Source organism: Metabacillus lacus (assembly GCF_009674805.1).
In the GTDB taxonomy this organism is placed as follows: Bacteria; Bacillota; Bacilli; order Bacillales; family Bacillaceae; genus Metabacillus_C; species Metabacillus_C lacus.
This window is the reverse complement of the sequence record NZ_WKKI01000001.1, coordinates 168,811-188,463: the sequence shown is the minus strand read 5'-3', so window position 1 is coordinate 188,463 and position 19,653 is coordinate 168,811. Positions and strand designations below refer to the sequence as shown.

At 39.3% G+C, this 19,653-nt stretch carries 19 protein-coding genes, 2 pseudogenes and 1 riboswitch; of the genes and pseudogenes, 16 read left to right on the top strand and 5 right to left on the bottom strand.

Translation table 11 applies throughout. From position 1 onward, the window contains the following. Nucleotides 1-87: 87 nt before the first annotated feature. A riboswitch (SAM riboswitch) is annotated at nucleotides 88-190 on the bottom strand. 229 nt (nucleotides 191-419) lie between these two features. From GJU40_RS01000 to GJU40_RS00940, 13 genes and pseudogenes are all read left to right on the top strand, one after another. Beyond that, a complete protein-coding gene (locus GJU40_RS01000; RefSeq protein ID WP_154305865.1) occupies nucleotides 420-764 on the top strand; it encodes an ArsR/SmtB family transcription factor in 345 nt (114 codons plus the stop codon). A 14-nt stretch (nucleotides 765-778) separates the two neighbouring features. After that, on the top strand, nucleotides 779-2,080 hold the full coding sequence (locus tag GJU40_RS00995; RefSeq protein WP_154305864.1) for an arsenic transporter: 1,302 nt from the start codon (nucleotides 779-781) through the stop codon (nucleotides 2,078-2,080). A gap of 30 nt (nucleotides 2,081-2,110) precedes the next feature. Continuing rightward, a complete protein-coding gene (gene arsC / locus GJU40_RS00990; protein ID WP_154305863.1) occupies nucleotides 2,111-2,530 on the top strand; it encodes an arsenate reductase (thioredoxin) in 420 nt (139 codons plus the stop codon). Between the two features lie 115 nt (nucleotides 2,531-2,645). Further along, a complete protein-coding gene (gene trxB, locus GJU40_RS00985) occupies nucleotides 2,646-3,596 on the top strand; it encodes a thioredoxin-disulfide reductase (RefSeq protein WP_154305862.1) in 951 nt (316 codons plus the stop codon). A 336-nt stretch (nucleotides 3,597-3,932) separates the two neighbouring features. Then, a pseudogene (locus GJU40_RS00980) lies at nucleotides 3,933-4,091 on the top strand (Tn3 family transposase); the annotation flags it as partial. 184 nt (nucleotides 4,092-4,275) lie between these two features. Beyond that, the gene (locus GJU40_RS00975) at nucleotides 4,276-4,479 is read left to right on the top strand and encodes a hypothetical protein (RefSeq protein ID WP_154305861.1); all 204 of its coding nucleotides are present in this window, start codon (nucleotides 4,276-4,278) and stop codon (nucleotides 4,477-4,479) included. A gap of 17 nt (nucleotides 4,480-4,496) precedes the next feature. After that, on the top strand, nucleotides 4,497-4,799 hold the full coding sequence (locus GJU40_RS00970) for a spore coat protein (protein WP_154305860.1): 303 nt from the start codon (nucleotides 4,497-4,499) through the stop codon (nucleotides 4,797-4,799). An 85-nt stretch (nucleotides 4,800-4,884) separates the two neighbouring features. After that, complete coding sequence (locus GJU40_RS00965) at nucleotides 4,885-5,310, top strand: OsmC family protein (protein ID WP_154305859.1); 426 nt, start codon at nucleotides 4,885-4,887, stop codon at nucleotides 5,308-5,310. Nucleotides 5,311-5,364: 54 nt separating this feature from the next. Continuing rightward, nucleotides 5,365-5,628 (top strand): hypothetical protein, encoded by a 264-nt coding sequence (locus GJU40_RS00960; protein ID WP_154305858.1) that lies wholly within the window; start codon nucleotides 5,365-5,367, stop codon nucleotides 5,626-5,628. 415 nt (nucleotides 5,629-6,043) lie between these two features. Continuing rightward, a pseudogene (locus tag GJU40_RS00955) lies at nucleotides 6,044-6,486 on the top strand (YaiI/YqxD family protein). A 36-nt stretch (nucleotides 6,487-6,522) separates the two neighbouring features. Beyond that, nucleotides 6,523-6,714, top strand: coding sequence for a hypothetical protein (locus GJU40_RS00950; RefSeq protein ID WP_154305857.1), 192 nt, complete (start codon nucleotides 6,523-6,525; stop codon nucleotides 6,712-6,714). 99 nt (nucleotides 6,715-6,813) lie between these two features. Beyond that, nucleotides 6,814-7,137, top strand: coding sequence for a hypothetical protein (locus GJU40_RS00945; RefSeq protein ID WP_154305856.1), 324 nt, complete (start codon nucleotides 6,814-6,816; stop codon nucleotides 7,135-7,137). A gap of 251 nt (nucleotides 7,138-7,388) precedes the next feature. Beyond that, nucleotides 7,389-7,928: a hypothetical protein gene (locus GJU40_RS00940; RefSeq protein WP_170289287.1), complete on the top strand. Its 540-nt coding sequence runs from the start codon at nucleotides 7,389-7,391 to the stop codon at nucleotides 7,926-7,928. Nucleotides 7,929-8,753: 825 nt separating this feature from the next. Here the strand turns inward: GJU40_RS00940 and GJU40_RS00935 are convergent. Further along, the gene (locus tag GJU40_RS00935; RefSeq protein ID WP_154305854.1) at nucleotides 8,754-10,166 is read right to left on the bottom strand and encodes an alanine/glycine:cation symporter family protein; all 1,413 of its coding nucleotides are present in this window, start codon (nucleotides 10,164-10,166) and stop codon (nucleotides 8,754-8,756) included. 163 nt (nucleotides 10,167-10,329) lie between these two features. On the opposite strand from GJU40_RS00935, the gene GJU40_RS00930 reads away from it, so the two are divergent. Beyond that, the gene (locus tag GJU40_RS00930; protein WP_154305853.1) at nucleotides 10,330-10,659 is read left to right on the top strand and encodes a hypothetical protein; all 330 of its coding nucleotides are present in this window, start codon (nucleotides 10,330-10,332) and stop codon (nucleotides 10,657-10,659) included. Nucleotides 10,660-10,870: 211 nt separating this feature from the next. Here the strand turns inward: GJU40_RS00930 and parC are convergent, their stop codons facing one another. The 3 genes from parC to GJU40_RS00915 all read right to left on the bottom strand — a co-directional run bounded on the left by parC (nucleotide 10,871) and on the right by GJU40_RS00915 (nucleotide 16,152). After that, nucleotides 10,871-13,306, bottom strand: coding sequence for a DNA topoisomerase IV subunit A (gene parC / locus GJU40_RS00925; protein ID WP_154305852.1), 2,436 nt, complete (start codon nucleotides 13,304-13,306; stop codon nucleotides 10,871-10,873). Next, nucleotides 13,306-15,276 (bottom strand): DNA topoisomerase IV subunit B, encoded by a 1,971-nt coding sequence (parE, locus tag GJU40_RS00920; RefSeq protein WP_246188232.1) that lies wholly within the window; start codon nucleotides 15,274-15,276, stop codon nucleotides 13,306-13,308. The genes parC and parE overlap by 1 nt, the downstream gene beginning before the upstream one ends. Nucleotides 15,277-15,738: 462 nt before the next feature. Next, nucleotides 15,739-16,152, bottom strand: coding sequence for a CoA-binding protein (locus tag GJU40_RS00915; protein ID WP_154305850.1), 414 nt, complete (start codon nucleotides 16,150-16,152; stop codon nucleotides 15,739-15,741). 188 nt (nucleotides 16,153-16,340) lie between these two features. Here GJU40_RS00915 and plsY point away from each other — a divergent pair, with 188 nt between their 5' ends. Together plsY and GJU40_RS00905 are read left to right on the top strand one after the other, a co-directional pair. Beyond that, nucleotides 16,341-16,922 (top strand): glycerol-3-phosphate 1-O-acyltransferase PlsY, encoded by a 582-nt coding sequence (gene plsY, locus GJU40_RS00910; protein WP_154305849.1) that lies wholly within the window; start codon nucleotides 16,341-16,343, stop codon nucleotides 16,920-16,922. Nucleotides 16,923-17,020: 98 nt separating this feature from the next. Next, nucleotides 17,021-18,133, top strand: a complete 1,113-nt coding sequence (locus tag GJU40_RS00905) for a CapA family protein (protein ID WP_170289286.1) — start codon at nucleotides 17,021-17,023, stop codon at nucleotides 18,131-18,133. 32 nt (nucleotides 18,134-18,165) lie between these two features. Here the strand turns inward: GJU40_RS00905 and GJU40_RS00900 are convergent, their stop codons facing one another. Then, entirely contained in the window at nucleotides 18,166-19,611 is a 1,446-nt protein-coding gene (locus tag GJU40_RS00900) for an NAD-dependent succinate-semialdehyde dehydrogenase (protein ID WP_154305847.1), read from the bottom strand. Between the last annotated feature and the right edge of the window lie 42 nt (nucleotides 19,612-19,653).

Below are 19,653 nucleotides of genomic sequence, written 5' to 3'. Positions count from 1 at the left end.
ATAGGACCACTCATAACCTCCTTCCTTAAACAGCGAAAGACCTCTTTCATAAGAAAGAGGTCTCAGCATACATACACCGATGACTCTCTCTTATCCTTCAGCATTGCAGCTGCAAGATTTAGCACCGTGCTATATGATAGCCGGTTGCCGGGTTTCAAAGGGCTCGTCCCTCCACCGCTCTTTATAAGAGTAGTCCTATTCAATTGCTTTTCATTATAGATCATTCCGTTAATACGTCAATACTTTAACAGTAAAATGAATCCATTTTCTTACTATTGGTGAAGGCGAATAGAGAATTTGTCACGTAAAATTCTAAAAAAAAACCAAATTCGAGACTTGCATCTTATATATAAGTACATTATTATATAAGCGAGTGCTAATATATAACGTACAAGGGAGAAAGAGAAGGGGGATACTATATGACTCAACAAACATTGGAAATTGAGAAAGCGGCAGGAGTGTTAAAGCTGCTTGGTGATAAAACCAGATTAACGATGATAAAGATGCTAAGCTCACATGATTGCTGTGTTTGTGAATTTACAGCCATTTTTCAGGCAAGTCAGCCGGCTATCAGCCAGCATATACGAAAACTGAAAGATGCCGGGATCGTCAGCGAAACGCGCCGGGGGCAATGGATTATGTATTCCTTGAACAAAAACTGTGAATATACCTCCCTTATCGATCATTTACTGAAGCATATTCCGGATCAGGATGACAAAATTAAAGAATTAGAAGAAAAAGGACTTAGAATTACTTGCAGCTGATGGAGGTTTAGGGAATGGTTACCGTGAGTTTAGCTATCATTATTTTTCTTGTCACGCTGATTTTTGTCATCTGGCAGCCCAAGGGACTGTCTATTGGCTGGTCAGCCTGTGGAGGAGCTGTTCTGGCACTCCTCGCAGGAGTAGTAAACTTTCAAGATGTGATTGATGTTACATCTATTGTCTGGAATGCTACATTAGCCTTCATTGCCATTATCATCATCTCGTTAATACTTGATGAAATAGGATTTTTTGAATGGTCAGCGCTTCATATGGCGAAAGCAGCAAGAGGCAGCGGCGTACGTATGTTTGTGTATGTAACGATATTAGGTGCGCTTGTTGCAGCATTTTTTGCCAATGACGGAGCTGCGCTTATCCTGACACCCATTGTACTTGCAATGGTGCGCAATCTGAACTTTAGTGAAAAAATGATATTCCCATTCATTATTGCAAGCGGCTTTATTGCTGATACAACCTCATTGCCGCTTGTGGTCAGTAATCTTGTCAACATTGTGTCAGCCGACTTTTTTAACATAGGATTTACCGAGTATGCTTCACGGATGATTGTGCCTAACTTCTTTGCACTGGGTGCAAGCATACTGGTTCTTTATCTGTTCTTTAGAAAAAGCATCCCTAAAAATTATGATACTTCGCAGCTGAAGGATCCTAAAGATGCCATTAAGGATCAGAGCATGTTTAAGCTTTCCTGGATCGTCCTGGGAATACTGCTGGCAGGATATTTCTCCAGTGAATTTATTGGTGTGCCAGTATCAATTATAGCTGGATTTATTGCAGTCTTTTTCCTGCTTATGGCCAGAAAAAGCCCTGCTGTTCATACACGGTCAGTCATCAAAGGTGCGCCATGGGCAATCGTCTTTTTCTCTGTTGGTATGTATGTCGTTGTATATGGGCTGAGAAATGCAGGGCTTACCAGCCTGCTATCCGATTTCATTCAGATCACCGCAGAGCAGGGACTGTTTGCAGCAACTCTTGGAATGGGTTTTCTAGCAGCCCTTTTGTCCTCAGTAATGAACAACATGCCTACGGTGATGATCAATGCCCTTGCCATCGCTGATACACAAACTGAAGGCACGATGAGAGAAGCTTTGATTTACGCAAATGTAATTGGTTCAGATCTTGGACCGAAAATCACACCAATTGGTTCACTCGCAACATTATTATGGCTGCATGTATTGTCACTCAAAGGAGTAAAAATATCCTGGGGAACGTATTTCAAGACAGGTATAATCTTAACGATACCAACACTCTTCATTACTCTTATTGGTTTATATGTGTGGCTGCTTTTCTTACATTACTAAAAGATAATCTATATTAAAGGAGATAAAAACATGACTAAGAAAACAATTTACTTTTTATGTACAGGCAACTCTTGCAGAAGCCAAATGGCAGAGGGGTGGGCAAAACTGCATCTCGGTGAAAACTGGAATGTAAAAAGTGCTGGACTGGAAGCTCATGGTTTGAATCCTCTTGCAGTCAAAGCTATGAAAGAAGCTGGAGTAGATATTTCCGATCAAACGTCAGATGTGATAGATCCCGAAATTCTTCATTCTGCTGATTTGATTGTCACACTCTGCGGTCATGCAGCCGACAACTGCCCTGTCACTCCCTCGCACATCCATCGTGTTCACTGGGGATTTGATGATCCTGCCAAAGCGGAAGGCACTGAGGAAGAAAAGTGGGCATTCTTTCAGCACGTTCGTGATGAAATCAGTGCAAGAATTGAAACATTCGCTAAAACTGGAGAATAAATTAATGCAGCCGGAACTTCCGGCTTTTTTCATGCAGAAAATCCATAAGGATATCATTACTTCCTATAGGGTATGTGTAATTGTAGACTGCAAGGATTGAAGGAGGCGTTTTGCAATGGAAAAAGTAGTCATTCTTGGAACAGGGCCGGCAGGGCTGACAGCTGCCATTTATCTTGCCCGGGCAAACATGAACCCAGTTGTGATTGAAGGAGACCAGCCTGGGGGACAGCTCACTTTAACGACAGAAGTAGAAAATTTCCCCGGCTTTGCTGACGGCATTCTGGGACCAGAGTTAATGGACTCCATGCGTAAGCAGGCAGAGCGGTTCGGAGCAACTTTTAAAAGAGGATGGGTAACAGGGGTAGATTTAACAAATCCTCCATTTTCCCTGGAAGTAAGCGGCATCGGAAAGGTGGAAACAGAGGCGCTGATTATCTCAACAGGTGCAGCTGCAAAACTGCTGAATATACCAGGTGAAAAAGAAAATATTGGAACTGGAGTCAGCACCTGTGCTACGTGTGACGGGTTCTTTTTCAGAGGTAAGAAAGTAATCATTGTAGGAGGGGGAGACTCCGCAATGGAAGAAGCAAATTTTTTGACGAAATTTGCTAAGGAAGTTGTAATTGTTCATAGAAGAAATGACCTTCGCGCCTCCAAAATTATGCAGGAGAGAACAAGGGAAAACAGCAAGATCTCCTGGATGCTGAATCGTACTCCGCTGGAGGTCCTGTCAGCAGAAGGCGTTGTAACAGGGCTTAAGGTAGTAAACAACGAAACCGGCAATGAAGAAATCATAGAAACAAACGGCATTTTTGTTGCAATAGGTCATACGCCGAACACCGGCTTTCTGCAAAATGCAATAAGCACAGATGCACAGGGCTATATACTGGTGGAACCCGGCACGACGAAAACCAATATTCCCGGCGTTTTTGCCTGCGGTGATGTACAAGATCGAATGTACAGGCAGGCAATTACAGCAGCAGGGACAGGCTGTATGGCTGCTCTTGATGCAGAAAAATACCTGGAGGGAGAATTTGTCCTTGATTGGGGTCAAACACTTTCTTAACATGCCTGAGAGGAAGACGACCCTTTTAGAGAGAGAAAGACCCATCATAGTAAAAACAGCGTACAAAATAAACTTTTGTACGCTGTTTTTATGCATGACTCTGTTGAAATTTAGGAGTGTAGAACGTTTGTTCGTTACTGGAGTTATTCGATAAGATTATGTAAAAAAGCAGATTGTATTTAATAATACTTAAAATTTAGGTTAAGCGTCTCATCGATAATGATAGAGGTAATATTTTCTCTTATTTCAAAATATCACTAAAAAGGCGATCAAAAGCCGTAAAAATATTCTTTAATGAACACAAACTTTATGAGCATAACCAGAAAAGTTCCCTGTGAAGTGACAAAGGAATTTAAGAAAAATAATGTCCTAAAAGAAGAATTACTTCCAAATATCTCACCTTTAGGATGGGAACATATTAATTTTCTTGGAGAATATAAATTTGATTCAAATAGATTACCAGCTAATTCACTAAGACCCTTAAATAAAAACTAACAATAACAAAAGCCAAATTCCTTAACGTACAGATATTTGGCTTTTTTGTGTCGAATTTTGCTTAGCGTACAAAATTTCCGAAATGTTGGCGATACCCCTACAGTGATAATAAATGATCTATTATGGATAAATCCAATCAACAGTTAAATACTATTGATAACATGCTGATAGTGGAGGTGAGTATATGGCAGAGCTAACTTTAAAGGAACTTTCATATATAGAAGATGAAATACGTGCAGAAGAAATTACGGCAAAAACGATGAATTGGTGCGCATCCCTTTGCGATGATAAAAACATTCAACATGCACTTGAAAGAATGGCAGAGCAGCATCAACTGAAAGTTGCCGATCTTTCACAATACTTTAACCAAGCAAGAATGACTCATTAAGAGGGAGGAGGATAAACATGCCAAATAATATAAACGGACGCGGATTAACTGATCGGGAAATGCTGCAGTTGTGTCTTGAACTTGAAAAAAGCAGATGCCGAAGTATCTCACAAACGATACTGGAAGCGGTTCATTCTGATTTGCGTCATATTTATCAACAGTGCTTTGAGCTTGCCAGCAGCAATCAGCATGAGCTCTACAAGATAATGGATGAGAAGGGCTGGTATGAGACTCAGCTGGCATCACAGAATTCAATACAGCAGGTTCAGGAATATATGAAAAACAATCTTCATCCTGATGCTCATTACGAAGGGAAATAAGAGGTTGTAATCTGCAACGTCCACTATAGGGAATCGTACATTCCAGTTTCTGTTATACTTTCTTTATTGAGAGGAGGAAGACTTTATGAAAACTACTGTTTCCTGGACAGGCAACCTTTCCTTTAAGGGTCAATCACCATCAGGCCATGAAGTCATCATGGATGCAAATGAAACTGCAGGAGGGAACAACAAAGGTTCAAGGCCAACCGAACTCCTGCTGCATGCCGTTGCAGGCTGTACAGCCATTGATATTATCTTAATATTAAAAAAAATGCGCCTACAGCCAGAAAGCTTTGAAATAGAAACAACAGGGGACAGAGCTGAAGATCATCCAAAAAGATTTACGGATCTAGGGCTGAAATATGTGTTAAAAGGGGAACTGCCCCAGGAAAAAGTCATCAAAGCGATTAAGCTGTCGACGGAAAAATACTGTTCTGTGTCGCATTCTCTTAACGCAAGATTTACATACAGCTATAGTATAAACGGAATTGAAGGCACAGTAGAGAACTAAAGGGATATTTTCTTATCTGAAAGTCAGTCGACAATTATTCAAGGAGTGTTATGAATGTTTATTCAGGGTGATATACTAGCTGGAGAATTGGATTCACAGATTAATGAATTTTCGCTGCAAAAAGTAAAACATTTAGAAACACAATCTGTATTGAATGAAAAACAGTTAAGCAATATTCTGCATTACCTGAAAAAACATCAACATGAAGAAGGCGGACAAATTATTACACTATATGATCAAATGCCTGTTCATTTATCACAGCAAGAATTAAACAGCTTTATCAGTGATTTAGAAAGCGTACTATCAAAATACAATTAAACTGAATATATATTCCCTATACTCTAAATTAGCATGTGCTGTTCGTGAAAGGTAATCCAGTACATATACAAACGGAAACGAGAGTTGAACATCAAACAATATTGTTATTGTGGTAAATGAGGTCTTTTGGTGTATAAAAAGGATAGATGTATACAGGTGATCATCCTGTACATTTATCCTTTTCTTTTACACCTATAAATGTTTGACATTCTAATCAAGTATTTAGTTCTAAGGTATCTTTTGTTGGCATTTGTACGACCATTTGCCAACACAATTCTATAAAGTATAATATGAGGATAGAAAAATACAGCAAAAGGAAGAATTCTTTATTATTTTTAAACAAAAGTCACCAGTCCCTTTTATAGTTGAAAAAGATCAAGTTAAAGAGTAAGTCGAATTTCTTAGGAGGGGATAGATGAAAATTTATGTGGCAGATGCTTGTCCGGTGAACGATATTATTATTTCTGAAGCAAGCTATCTTGAAATTCAGGTTATCCTTGTTACAAGCTTGTCTCATTTTTCTAATGCAGAACAGCCATCAGGAGTGAAAACAATTTAAGTTGATTGTGGAGCAGATGCTGCAGATTATCGGATTGTGATGTAAGTGGAAAAAGGGGATATTATCGTTACGCATGATTATGGTCTTGCATCACTAGGTTTAGCAAAAGGAATTATCGTCCTCACCATAAAGGATTTAGATATACAAATAAAAACATCGATCAATTATTATAAACACGTTATTTAAGTGCAATGGCTAAAAAAGGCGGACAGCAAACAAAGGGACCAAAGCCTTTTACAGCTGAAGATCGGGAGCAATTTAGGGATCTTTTTAAACAGGTTATTTCCGTTAAAAATTAGGCTAAAACTCAGAGATTTAAAAAGGAGATACATATTTTGAAGTATTTAAAATCGCAAATGCAACAACTAATAAAGGAAAATAAAGAACTGCATACACGCTTTAAAGAACTAAAGGTTGAGCATGGTCTTGAAAAAAACAATGCCCTCAAGGCCTTGTACCATTCAGAAGTTGCGGATGGAGGAAAGTATCAAGCAGCTTACCAAGCACTTGATCAGCCCAAAAAGTAGACTTTTATATCTTATTTACACTTACTAAAAATTTGGTTATAAATGCTGGATGATATAAGTTGATTAAATTATCGAACGTTCACATAAATTATCATAGAAATGTTGATTATTTGTGCAAATAATAATGATTATCGTTTACTTAATATTTTTAACCATGTCGATTATGCAACAGATGAAGAATTAATCGCAACTTTTATTGATACAGAAACTGGAGAAACATATAATGTTAACTCAAATGAATTTAAAGCATCACTTGTATGGTTTATCCCTCTCGGCGTAGTATTGGGGGAAGCGATAATTGCTCACCTAATTTCTGCTGGGTTGGCTGTTGTAATCGCTGGTATTACATATACTGATGTTAAAGAGGTATCAGAAAAGCTTAAAAAGGAAAAACATGATCTCTATATGGCCATTTTGACATAAGGGGATTTATACATCGGAAACTCTTTAACCAAAGCACAAGCAGTAGCTCGGTTAAAATCATCAGACAGCAAAAATAACAATGTTTGGTCTAAATCGTATTCCCTTGCTGCTGCAATAGCACGGGAGGCTGGCGGAAACAGGACACCGATAGGACCTGAAAGAGATAAAGGTAAATCTTTTGCTGAAGGTTATTATTTCCACTTCCATTTGTATAATCGCACTGGTTGTCATTCATTCTATTACTAAGGGGGATGATAGAAAATATGGATTTAAAAATTGAAGAATTATACAAAAAGTATCTTAAACTTTCAATGCCAAATAAATACTTATTATCAGATGTCGAAGATATTCTAATTAATGAATATTTGGCTAAATCACTAGATGAAAAAGAAATGGATTTTTTAGTTGATTTACAAGAAATTAATAAGTATGATAAGTGTTTTATTATTGATAAAGACGAAATACTGAACAATTTATTTACAGAGCAAGAAAAAAGGGAATTTGTAAGTTTAAAGGAATTAAATAAACAATTTCCCTTAGATCCCGATAAATCTACAAAAAGTGAAGTCAAATATACCCGCATTCAAGAGGGGGAATATTTGGTGATTTTTTTAGGAGTTGATAGTGAGGATTACCTTAAAGATATCAAACTTATTGGAAATAGTGAAAAATTGTTTGATAGATTAATTGTATTAATGGGAATAGATAGAGAAGATTGTAACCTAGAAAATAGAGAATTCCATGATTATTTGAGATCTCTTTCAAATTTAGGTTACTTAAAAGCCGACTAAATATTTATGCAATGCTAAGAGGTATTAAAAACATGAAATTTAATAAAATTCACACAATGAAAAAAGCTTAAATACCTTAAAAAAGTCGATTCTTTCAGTAAGAATCGACTTTTTTAAATCCTAAATTTGCTTAACGTACAAAATTTCCGAAATGTTTGCTGTACCCCAGGATGGATTGCTGAGCGGACAGCAGCTATCCTATTTATCTTGAACTTATGACCATTGTACATTCATATTGAATATAAGTATTGATTCAGTAGAAGGGATAATGAGTTAAGGGGCAAACTTACAGGAGAACAGGATGCGAGTGAATGAAGCAATGGGAATTTATACACTTCTTGTATTTTCATTTTCTAGTTAACATAATATATATTCTCGGAAGTTATATAGGAGATGAGATTTCTTGTCTCACTGGCTAAGTATACTTGAGATAATGAGACAAAAGAAAAAAATAACGTTTACATAAGTAAGTTTTATCGTCAAATTTATATAATTTATCTACAGCAGTTTTTAAATGCTGGCTTGCAATCAAAATGAACTTTATTACATTCCATGCAATTCTGCAAACGCAAATAGCATAAATGAAATATCGGTTTTAAACCTTTGTCTTCCTAAGCAATATTCTTCCCATTTATGAAATTAGTTAACATAATCTTATTATGGAAACTTCTAAGTCTTTTTGACTCCCTATACTCATTAATATTCATTACTGTGACTTATCATTTTATTCTCAACCCTCTTACTACTCAACTTCTCTCATAACCTGTAAAATCACAAAAAAAGAAGCCTAAATTCAGTTGAATTTAAGCTCCCCATGACAAGGTTTTAACCCTTTTCCTTCCTCTTTTCCCATACTTCAGCATGCTTAAGCCCTGGTATGGAGCTTGCTGTGAATTCAGGATCCTTTCCTTCTTTACGTTGTTTCACATAATCCTTTAACACAGCAAAAGCAATTCCAGAAAGTAATGCGATTGCTATCAAGTTTGTTACAGCCATTGCGCCCATGAACAAATCTGCAAGATCCCATACAATCTGGAAGCCTGATACAGAACCGAAAACAACCATACCTATTACTGCCAGACGGTAAATGAAGAGCCAGGCTTTATTTGTGTTTAAAAATTCGATGTTTGTTTCACCATAATAATAGTTGCCGATGATTGAACTGAATGCGAACAGCAGAATAGCCACTGCCACAAAAATTTGCGCCCAGTCACCTATATGCGAAGACAATGCTGCCTGCGTAATTTGAATTCCGCTGAGCTCTCCATTTGGAGACACATCGAACAATAGAATGATAAAGGCTGTAGAGCTGCAGATGATGATTGTATCAAAAAATACGCCAAGTGACTGAATAAAGCCCTGTTTTGCCGGATGTGAAACATTAGCTGTTGCAGCGGCATTAGGAGCACTACCCATACCTGCTTCATTGGAGAACAATCCCCTTCTGATACCATTTTCCAAGGCTGCACCTATTCCTCCGCCTACAACTTCCTGCAATCCGAATGCGTTTGCAAAAATCAAGCCGATCACAGAAGGAATTTCTGTAATATTAAGAATGACTACAAATAATGCAACAGCAAGGTAAATGACAGCCATTACCGGGACGATAATCTGTGTTGCTGCAGCAACCCTTTTCAATCCTCCAAAGATAATAATTGCTGTAAATACTGCAAGAACTAATCCAATCACTGTTTTATTTGTACTGAATGCACTCTCAAAAGCCAATGAAATGGTGTTTGCCTGAACAGCATTAAAGATTAATCCAAAGCAAAGTGTTATTAGTATCGCAAACAATACTCCCATCCACTTTTGTCCTAAAGCTTTTTGCATATAATATGCCGGACCGCCTCGGAATTGATCTCCATCTCTTACTTTATAAACCTGTGCAAGGGTGCTTTCTATAAAGCTTGAGGCCATACCTACAAAAGCGATGACCCACATCCAAAATATAGCTCCCGGCCCTCCCAGTGCAATCGCAACTGCTACGCCTGCGAGATTTCCTGTTCCAATACGGGAAGCTGCACTGATAAAGAACGCCTGCAGAGATGAAATTCCTCTACCTTCTTTAGAAAGAGTGTCTTTTTGCCCGAGCAATTTGAACATTTCACCAAAGTACCTTACCTGTACGAACTTGGTTCTTATAGTAAAATAAAGACCAAGACCAATTAAAAGGTAAATCAGCAAGTATGACCATAAAACAGTGTTGCCGGCAGAAACTACATTATTAATAAAATCCATAAAAGTCCTCCTCTAGCAATCTTTTTACTTATGTATGTAAGATATATTTACATAGCTTGATATATTATATCACAATATGGAAAAAACTCTGACAATTTTTTTCTTTTCTTTTCGTAAAATATCGTATATGATTATGATATTTTAAGGAAGGAGTTAATATGAGATGAAACATAAACAATTTTATAATTTCATGTTGCTCCTTTTTGTTTTAGCAACAAGTTCCGAACTGCTTTTTGATCCTAAAGAAACTGTTGCGATCGCATTAGAAGAACATTTATCTTCCTACAATGAGAAAGAACAGGCAGAAAGTCTTCCAATGAATCTAGATTTTCCTGGCATTACTCTAAAGCTGTTTGCACTGGACTTGATTTTTTACTGCTGCTTAGCGATAAATACATACAGCAGAAAACAGCATTCCTTGAAAGTATTCCTACTTAGTGTGTTTTATCAATCCTCCTATTTTCGAAACTTATTTGTTTGTCTTCCTAAATAATATCCAAACAAGGAGGTTTTGAAACTATGATGTTCTGGATGAGAATGTTGATGATTGGCGGATTTTCCGTCACTGCGGCCACTCTGTTTTTGTATCAGGGTATTGAAATTCTTCATGCTTTTACAGATTACTTTCATGAAAAATAAATAAATATGCAAAAACATCCTCTTTCTTTTAAAAAGAGGATGTTTTTTTGCTTGATGAGCAATATTTATACGTCAGTATCATGTTCAAGCCAGGCATTTTTCACTTTTCCGGATTCTGTCTCGTCAATATAAAAGGAGCCGTTGCTGTATCTGTCATTGTTTTTCAACGTAATAATTTTCAATTTTTCTACATGGCCCTTTTCTGTTTCAAGCAGTAGTGTGGCTTTAGGGTCTGAAAGTAGTGCTTTAACAAGACGATGCGGATTTTTTTTCAGCTCCCTGAACATAATTAATCCGCGTTTTGCACGGCTGGTGCGTTCAAATTCCTTCAGCAGCATTTTTTTCACAGCCCCTCTCTGAGTCACTGTAATTAATGCAGGCGGGGTAGCAGCATCAAATGTGTAGCCGCTGACAACAAAGTCTTCAGGCTTAAGATTGATTCCTTTCACACCTGCTGCGCGAAGGCCTACCGAGCCTATTTCTTCTTCAGAAAACCATAATCCAAATCCTAGTTCAGTAGCTATAAATACATCCTGCTTTCCATCAGTTATGTAAATATCGACAACTTCGTCATCTCCTTTTACATTAACCGCGACTAGAGGCTTCGTATATCTTTGAGCCTTATAAAAAGATAGATCAGTTTTCTTCACCATGCCGTTTTTAGTAAAGAACAACAGGTAGCTGCCAGCAGAAAAATCAGTCAGCTTCATTGGCATGGTTTTGATGATTTGCTCATCTCTGTCTATAGGTATGATATTGGCAATATGCTGACCGAGATCTTTCCAGCGAATATCAGGCAGTTCATGAACAGGACAGTACAGAAAGCTGCCCTTGTTGGTAAACAGCAGCAAAACATCCGTTGTATTGATTTCGTGCTGTGCAAGAAGCCGGTCTGATTCCTTCATGCCAAAATCCTGTCCGTTAGATGCAGCAAAGGAACGCTGACTTGTTCTTTTCACATATCCATCCTTTGTTACCGTGACAATTACATCTTCTGAAGCAACAAGTACTTCAAGATTGATTTTGATTTCTTCAATCTCCGCCTCAATTACTGAACGGCGCTCGTCTGCATAAGTTTTCTTCACCTTTTTTAAATCATTCTTAATGACTAGAAAAAGCTTCTTTTCATTTCCTAATATATTCTCAAGCTCAAGTATTTTCTTTTCAAGTTCTTCAGATTCCCGCTGAAGAGCCGTGATATCCGTATTTGTCAGCCTGTAAAGCTGTAAAGATACGATTGCTTCCGCCTGAGGCTCAGTAAACTGATATTTGCTGATCAGATTATCCTTCGCATCACGCTTATCTTTGGAAGCACGAATGGTTGCAATCACTTGATCCAGAATTGACAGTGCTTTCATTAAACCTTCCACAATGTGCTGGCGCTCTTTAGCCCGCCGCAAATCATAACGGGAACGGTTAGTGATTACTTCCTTCTGGTGAGTAATATAAGCCTCCAGAATAGCCGGCAGGGTCATTAATTTCGGGTGGCGGTTATAAATGGCTACCATATTGAAATTATAAGGAATCTGCAGATCGCTGTTTTTATAAAGGTACTTTAAAACTCCTTCTGCATTGGCATCCTTTTTTAATTCAATAACAATGCGCAGTCCGGTTCTGTCTGTTTCATCGCGGACTTCTGATATGCCTTCCACTTTTCTTTCAAGCCGAAACTCATCAATTCTTTTTACAAGATTCGCTTTGTTGACTTCAAAAGGAATTTCCGTGATGACAATCTGCTGTTTACTGCCTTTAATGTCTTCAATAACTGCCTTGCCCCTGATGATAATTTTCCCTTTTCCGGTTTCATAGGCTTTTTTGATTCCTTCCACGCCCTGAATGATACCGCCCGTCGGGAAATCCGGCCCTTTCAGCACTGTCATTAGTTCATCAACACTTACCTCTGGGTTGTCAATTTTTTTGATAACAGCATCAATAACTTCTCCCAGATGATGTGGAGGAATTTCTGTAGCATAGCCGGCTGAAATTCCGGTTGATCCATTTACCAGCAGGTTTGGAAACATGGCAGGCAAAACAACAGGTTCGCTGCTTGTATCATCAAAGTTCGGAACAAACTCGACCGTTTCCTTATCGATATCTCTCAACAATTCAGAAGCAATCGCAGACAGCCTTGCTTCTGTATAACGCATGGCTGCTGGCGGGTCACCGTCAATGCTTCCGTTGTTTCCGTGCATTTGAACAAGCAGATTGCGGACTTTCCAATCCTGGCTCATCCTTACCATTGCCTCATACACTGAGGAGTCTCCATGAGGATGATAGTTGCCAATGACATTTCCAACAGTCTTGGCAGATTTCCGGAAGCCTTTTTCCTGTGTGTTTCCTTCTGCAAACATCGCATAAAGAATTCTTCGCTGAACCGGTTTCAGTCCATCCCTCGCATCAGGAAGTGCCCGGTCCTGGATAATGTATTTGCTGTACCTGCCAAATCTGTCGCCTAATACTTCTTCAAGAGGAAGATCGCGGTATGTTTCTGGAGTTGCCATTACTCTTCACCCTCCTCAGTTACTGATAAATTCTCATTTTCAAGGATGTTGCTTTCTTCGTTCAGGCCAAATGCCACGTTCTTTTCAATCCATTTTCTGCGGGGTTCAACTTTATCGCCCATCAGCGTAGTTACACGTCTCTCTGCTCTCGCCGCATCATCAATTTTCACTCGAATCAGCGTTCTGGTTTCAGGATTCATGGTTGTTTCCCAGAGCTGATCCGCATTCATCTCTCCAAGCCCTTTATAGCGCTGAATAATATAGCCTTTTCCGAATTTTTTCAGAACAGTCTTCAGTTCTTCATCGGACCAGGCATACTCAAGAACTTCTTTCTTTCCCGTTCCCTTGCTGACTTTATAAAGCGGGGGCAGCGCTATGAAGACTTTTCCCGCTTCCAATAGAGGCTTCATATAACGGTAGAAAAAAGTAAGCAGTAAAACCTGAATGTGTGCACCGTCGGTATCGGCATCTGTCATAATGACAATTTTATCGTAATTGATGTCTTCAACAAGAAAATCCGCACCAACGCCGCCTCCGATTGCATGAATAATCGTATTAATCTCTTCATTTTTGAAAATGTCAGCAAGCTTTGCTTTTTCGGTGTTAATAACCTTACCGCGCAAAGGAAGCACTGCCTGAAAGCGTCTGTCTCTTCCCTGTTTTGCAGAGCCGCCTGCGGAGTCTCCTTCCACAAGATACAATTCGTTTCTTAGCGGATTTCTGGATTGTGCCGGAGTCAGTTTTCCGCTGAGTGTGGCTTCTGATTTTCTGCGTTTTTTCCCGGTTCTTGCTTCTTCCCTCGCTTTGCGAGCTGCTTCCCTTGCTTGATAAGCTTTAATCGCTTTTCTAACAAGCAGTGTGCTTGTGTCAGGATTTTCTTCAAAAAAATAGGAAAGATTTTCTGACACCACTGAATCTACTGACGATCGTGCTTCACTTGTGCCAAGCTTGCCTTTCGTCTGACCCTCAAATTGCAGAAGTTCTTCAGGGATGCGCACCGAAACAATAGCTGATAATCCTTCTCTAATATCTGAACCATCTAGGTTTTTATCTTTTTCTTTTAAGAGATTTACTTTTCTTGCGTATTCATTAAACGCTCTGGTCATAGCTGTTTTTGCGCCTGACTCATGTGTACCGCCGTCTTTGGTTCTTACATTGTTTACAAATGAGAGGATATTGTCTGAATATCCATCATTAAACTGAAAAGCGAAGTCTACTTCTATCCCGTTTTGAATTCCTTCAAAGGACACTACCGGATGCAAAGCATCTTTTTCTTCATTCAAATAGGTTACAAAAGCTTCAATGCCTGTTTCATAAAGGAATACTTCATGCTGCTGCTCACGCTCATCAATCAGTTCTATTTTCAGGCCTTTCAGCAAAAATGCAGATTCCCTGAGCCGCTCGCTTAGGGTATCAAAATTATAGACAATAGAGCTGAAAATAGTTGAATCAGGTTTAAAATGGATGGTCGTACCTGTTTTATTCGTTTTCCCTGTTTTCTCGAGAGTCGTCACGGGCTTACCGCCATTTTCAAATCTCTGTCTATATGTGAATCCATCTCTGTTAATTGTTACAACAAGCCACTCAGAAAGTGCATTTACAACCGAAGCGCCGACTCCATGCAGTCCCCCGCTTGTTTTATAGCCTCCCTGACCAAACTTTCCACCTGCGTGCAGGACAGTCAATATAACTTCCGGCGTCGGTTTGCCGAGCTTATGCATGCCTGTGGGCATTCCTCGTCCGGTATCTTTTACAGATACACTGTTATCTTTATGTATTTTTACGATAATGGTATCACCATGTCCTGCCAACGCTTCGTCAACAGAGTTATCTACGATTTCATAAACAAGATGATGCAGGCCTCTGATATCAGTGCTGCCTATATACATACCAGGGCGCTTTCTGACTGCTTCTAAACCTTCAAGTACCTGTATTGCATCATCATTGTATTCAAATTGCTGCTTAACCAAGAAATTAACTCCTTTCAAAATCACAAACAAGCTTTTGCCGCCAGCTCTCCGTAAGAACATTTGTTCTCGTATTTTAACTTATATGCTTCTTTATGGCAAGGCCTGAGTAATAGAATTCCCGCTCTTTGATTTATTTCCTTTTACTTTAATGATTTTCTTTTTAGCTACATGCTTTATTTTAGCGGTTCCTGTGCATTTGGCAAACTATATTTATGCAGAACTAATCGTTAATCCCACTTTTGGAAAGATGCTGTGCCGGCAGAAATGCTTCTTTTTCAACATCTGCTTTTCATAAACTTCGCCTTTTTCAAAGGGTTTTTGCACATTTTGCAGTATATATACAATGGGGATAATCTCTTGCTATCTCCCCCTGGCCCCCTTAGTTCTCAGACCCCTGCATCTTCTAATTATGATTATGGTAAATAGATAACAAAAAATCACAGGCAGCCTGTGATTTAGAAGTTATTTTGTGATAGCATGCTCCACTTTAATGCATCTGTCCATAATAATTGTCCTTCCGCTGCTTTTCAACAGCGAATAGGCTTCATCACTGTAAAGGCCAAGCTGTGCCCAGTATACATCTGCGTCCGTTAATAGGAAATCCCGTGCAGCGTCTGCCAGATATTCTGATCTCCGAAACACATTCACGATATCTATATGTCCTTGAATTTCACTGAGAGATGCGTACACCTTCTCTCCAAGAATTCTTCCCTGAACGGTCGGATTCACTGGAAGAATGATATACCCTGCTTTCTGCATAGCCCGGCTGACCATATAAGATGTTTTATATTCGTCTTTAGAAAGGCCCACAACCGCAATTCGTTTACTTACTTTTAAAATTTTTCCGATCTCGTCTCTGGAGGGATTTTGAAACATACTTTCCACTCTCCTTCTCTCACATTGTATCTGTCTTTTACTGAACATACAAATAAAATCTTAACCAGTTGTTACAAGTTATTCCCTAAATCAATCTTTTGGAATCAAGATTTTATATAGAGCATAGTTTTTAAATAGCCTAACGTGATAAAATATCAATACGTACGTTATGTAAAGGAGACTTATTTATGTTCATTGCACTTATTCTCATACTGGCTTATTTGCTTGGCAGCATTCCAAGCGGGCTGATTGTAGGAAAGATCTTCTATGGAATTGATATTCGCGAACATGGGAGCGGAAATCTTGGAGGGACAAATACCTTTCGTACACTTGGTGTAAAGGCGGGACTTGTCGTTACAATCGCTGACATATTAAAAGGGACTATTGCTGTTCTTCTGGCAATATGGCTGGTTCCTGATTTAAACCCTCTTTTAGCAGGACTTGCTGCTGTTCTCGGACATACATACCCTGTGTTTGCTAAATTTAAAGGAGGTAAAGCAGTAGCAACTTCCGGCGGTATTCTGCTTGCCATTCAACCTGTGCTGTTCCTGACAATGCTTGCGGTTTTTTTCATCTTTTTATACGCAACTAAATACGTCTCTCTCTCCTCCATGTTGACAGGAGTTTACGCGGTTATTTACAGCTTATTGACGGGAGATAGAATTCTGCTGATTTTTGTCGCGCTTTTGACCTTATTTGTCATTTACAGACACCGGACCAATATATCACGCATTAAAAACAAAACAGAACCTAAAATATCTTGGTTGTAGCAGCAGTATCCGTTTTTTGGATACTGTTTTTCTTTTCCCATGGATAGTTTGCTGAGTTAACGTCTACAATGGCTATTATTCCGGAGGTGGATTGTGTTATGAAAAAGACACTGATTGTTTTGATCTTTTGTTTGGGTATTCCGCTGTTAACAGGAGTAAAATTTGTTCCGATCATTTCCTCCCCCCTCTTTTCAGATGATCATGACAGCAGAACAACAATGGTCACACAAAAACAGTTTGTTTCTACCGCTACCTTTTCTGCAATAGGAGACATATTGCTGCACAGCCAAGTATATCAGGATGCCGAAAAAGAAGATGGCAGCTACAGCTTTACAAGCATGCTTGAACATGTTGCTCCTTATCTCGGGGAATCTGATATTACTTTCGCAAATCAGGAAACAATGATAGGGGGAAAAGAGCTTGGCTTATCTTCTTATCCGTCCTTTAACAGCCCTGTCGAAATTGCAGAAAATTTGCAGTCAGCAGGGATTGATATTGCAGGAGTAGCCAACAATCATACTCTTGACCGCGGAGAAAAAGCCGTGCAGGCTGGTTTGGCACATTATGATCGTATTGGGCTGCCATATGTAGGAGCCTATAAAAACGAAATCGATGCAAACACAAGTAGAATCATAGGGGCAAATGGCATAGATTTTGGATTTTTGTCATATACCTATGGCACGAATGGCATTCCGGTTCCTGCCGGAAAAGAGTACTTGGTGAATATCATTTCCTTTGAAAAGATGAGAAGAGATATAGAAAATATAAGAAAAGAAGCAGATGTCACTGTTGTCAGCATGCACTGGGGAGTTGAGTATGAGCGTCTGCCTAACGAAGAGCAGAAAAAACTCGCCTCTTTTGCCGCTGCACAAGGTGCAGATATAATCATTGGCCACCATCCTCATGTTCTTCAGCCAATAGAATGGATAGAACAAAAGAATGGACGGAAGAGCCTGGTCATTTATTCTCTTGGAAACTTTCTATCAGGACAAAAAGGGTTATATAAGAATATAGGAGGGATCTTTTCCTTATCAGTTACTAAAAATGAAACTGGACGCACTCAGAATATTACCATTCACAGCCCCCGCTTTCTGCCGACAATCGTTACTAATCAAAATGGAGCAGATTTTAAAGTCCTCCCGCTGAGAGAAGTGGATTTGATAAGAAATGACGAAATTCTTTCCCACATGTATCAATGGCTAAAAAAGTAGAAAGGACACTGCTTGAACAGTGTCCTTTCTGATTAAAGCCCTAAAGATATATACTTTACTTCCAAGTATTCATCCATTCCCTGTGTACCGCCTTCTCTCCCCAGTCCGCTTTCCTTCATTCCCCCAAATGGAGCCTGAGGTGTTGACGGCATTCCATCGTTCAATCCGACAATGCCATACTCCAGCTTTTCAACCAGCTGAATTCCTTGCGTAATGTTTTCAGTATACACATAGGCTGCCAGGCCATATGGAGAGTTGTTGGCACGTTCTACTGCCTCCTCCATGGTATGAAAACGAGTAAGCGGTGCCAGGGGTCCAAACGTTTCTTCATTCATGCACAGCATATCATCTTTTGCTCCATCAACAATCACAGGGTTGATATAATAGCCCTGTAAATGATCAGGAACGCTTGGACCTTCAATGATCTTTGCACCCTTTTCCTTTGCATCAGCAATGTGTTCCTGTACCTTTTTAAGCGCATCTTCATCAATAAGAGGGCCAATTGTCACATCTTCTTCAAGCCCATTTCCTATCTTTAATTTTTGAAACTCATTCATGAACTTCTCCAGAAACTGGTCATATACGGAATCATGGATATAAGCTCTGTTTGTACAAACACAAGTCTGCCCCGCGTTTCTAAATTTAGATGCCGCAAGCCCCTTTGCTGCCTTATCAAGATCTGCATCTTTCCATACAATAAAAGGAGCATGCCCGCCTAGTTCAAGCGACAATTTTTTCATCGTTTCCGCTGAGCCTTCCATCAGCTTTTTGCCAACTTCTGTTGATCCTGTAAATGACAATTTCTTCACTCTGGCATCCTTTAGCCAAGTCTTGCTGATATCGCTTGAAGATCCGGCGATGATATTTATAACGCCTTTTGGTATACCCGCTTTTTCTGCAAGCTCTGCCAGCTTCAATGCAGTTAATGGCGTAGAAGATGCCGGTTTAATGACTACTGTACAGCCTGCTGCAAGCGCTGGACCCACTTTTCTTGTTATCATGGCTGCAGGAAAGTTCCAAGGAGTAATGGCCGCCACTACACCCACTGGCTGTTTTATAACAAAGAGGCGTTTATCAGCAGAAGACGCCGGGATAGTTTCACCGTATATTCTTTTTCCTTCTTCTGCATACCATTTAATAAATCCATTGGCATATGTTACTTCTCCCACAGCCTCTTTTAATGGTTTTCCCTGTTCCTCTGTCATAAGACGACCGATATCTTCTGTATGTGCTTTGATTAATTCATGCCACTTTTCAAGATATTCAGCTCTTTCATAAGCTGTAAGCGAAGACCATTTTGAAAGGGCCTGATAAGCAGCATCAACAGCAGCTTGTGCTTCTTTGGTCCCTCCCTTAGAAACTTCCGCAATCACCTCTTTTGTAGCAGGATTTTCAACGTTTATTTTTTCTTCTGATTCTACCCAATCACCGTTTATATAGTTATTCCATGTTTTCAAATTCTTCGCCTCCCTATCCATTACATTCACCTCCTGAGAGTGTAATAAACTTCTTGAGATAAA

Coding starts and splice junctions, on each gene's coding strand:
- GJU40_RS01000 (WP_154305865.1), top strand. CDS start 420: ATGACTCAACAAACATTGGAAATTGAGAAAGCGGCAGGAGTGTTAAAG.
- GJU40_RS00995 (WP_154305864.1), top strand. CDS start 779: ATGGTTACCGTGAGTTTAGCTATCATTATTTTTCTTGTCACGCTGATT.
- arsC (WP_154305863.1), top strand. CDS start 2,111: ATGACTAAGAAAACAATTTACTTTTTATGTACAGGCAACTCTTGCAGA.
- trxB (WP_154305862.1), top strand. CDS start 2,646: ATGGAAAAAGTAGTCATTCTTGGAACAGGGCCGGCAGGGCTGACAGCT.
- GJU40_RS00975 (WP_154305861.1), top strand. CDS start 4,276: ATGGCAGAGCTAACTTTAAAGGAACTTTCATATATAGAAGATGAAATA.
- GJU40_RS00970 (WP_154305860.1), top strand. CDS start 4,497: ATGCCAAATAATATAAACGGACGCGGATTAACTGATCGGGAAATGCTG.
- GJU40_RS00965 (WP_154305859.1), top strand. CDS start 4,885: ATGAAAACTACTGTTTCCTGGACAGGCAACCTTTCCTTTAAGGGTCAA.
- GJU40_RS00960 (WP_154305858.1), top strand. CDS start 5,365: ATGTTTATTCAGGGTGATATACTAGCTGGAGAATTGGATTCACAGATT.
- GJU40_RS00945 (WP_154305856.1), top strand. CDS start 6,814: ATGTTGATTATTTGTGCAAATAATAATGATTATCGTTTACTTAATATT.
- GJU40_RS00940 (WP_170289287.1), top strand. CDS start 7,389: ATGATAGAAAATATGGATTTAAAAATTGAAGAATTATACAAAAAGTAT.
- GJU40_RS00935 (WP_154305854.1), bottom strand. CDS start 10,166: ATGGATTTTATTAATAATGTAGTTTCTGCCGGCAACACTGTTTTATGG.
- GJU40_RS00930 (WP_154305853.1), top strand. CDS start 10,330: ATGAAACATAAACAATTTTATAATTTCATGTTGCTCCTTTTTGTTTTA.
- parC (WP_154305852.1), bottom strand. CDS start 13,306: ATGGCAACTCCAGAAACATACCGCGATCTTCCTCTTGAAGAAGTATTA.
- GJU40_RS00915 (WP_154305850.1), bottom strand. CDS start 16,152: ATGTTTCAAAATCCCTCCAGAGACGAGATCGGAAAAATTTTAAAAGTA.
- plsY (WP_154305849.1), top strand. CDS start 16,341: ATGTTCATTGCACTTATTCTCATACTGGCTTATTTGCTTGGCAGCATT.
- GJU40_RS00905 (WP_170289286.1), top strand. CDS start 17,021: ATGAAAAAGACACTGATTGTTTTGATCTTTTGTTTGGGTATTCCGCTG.
- GJU40_RS00900 (WP_154305847.1), bottom strand. CDS start 19,611: ATGGATAGGGAGGCGAAGAATTTGAAAACATGGAATAACTATATAAAC.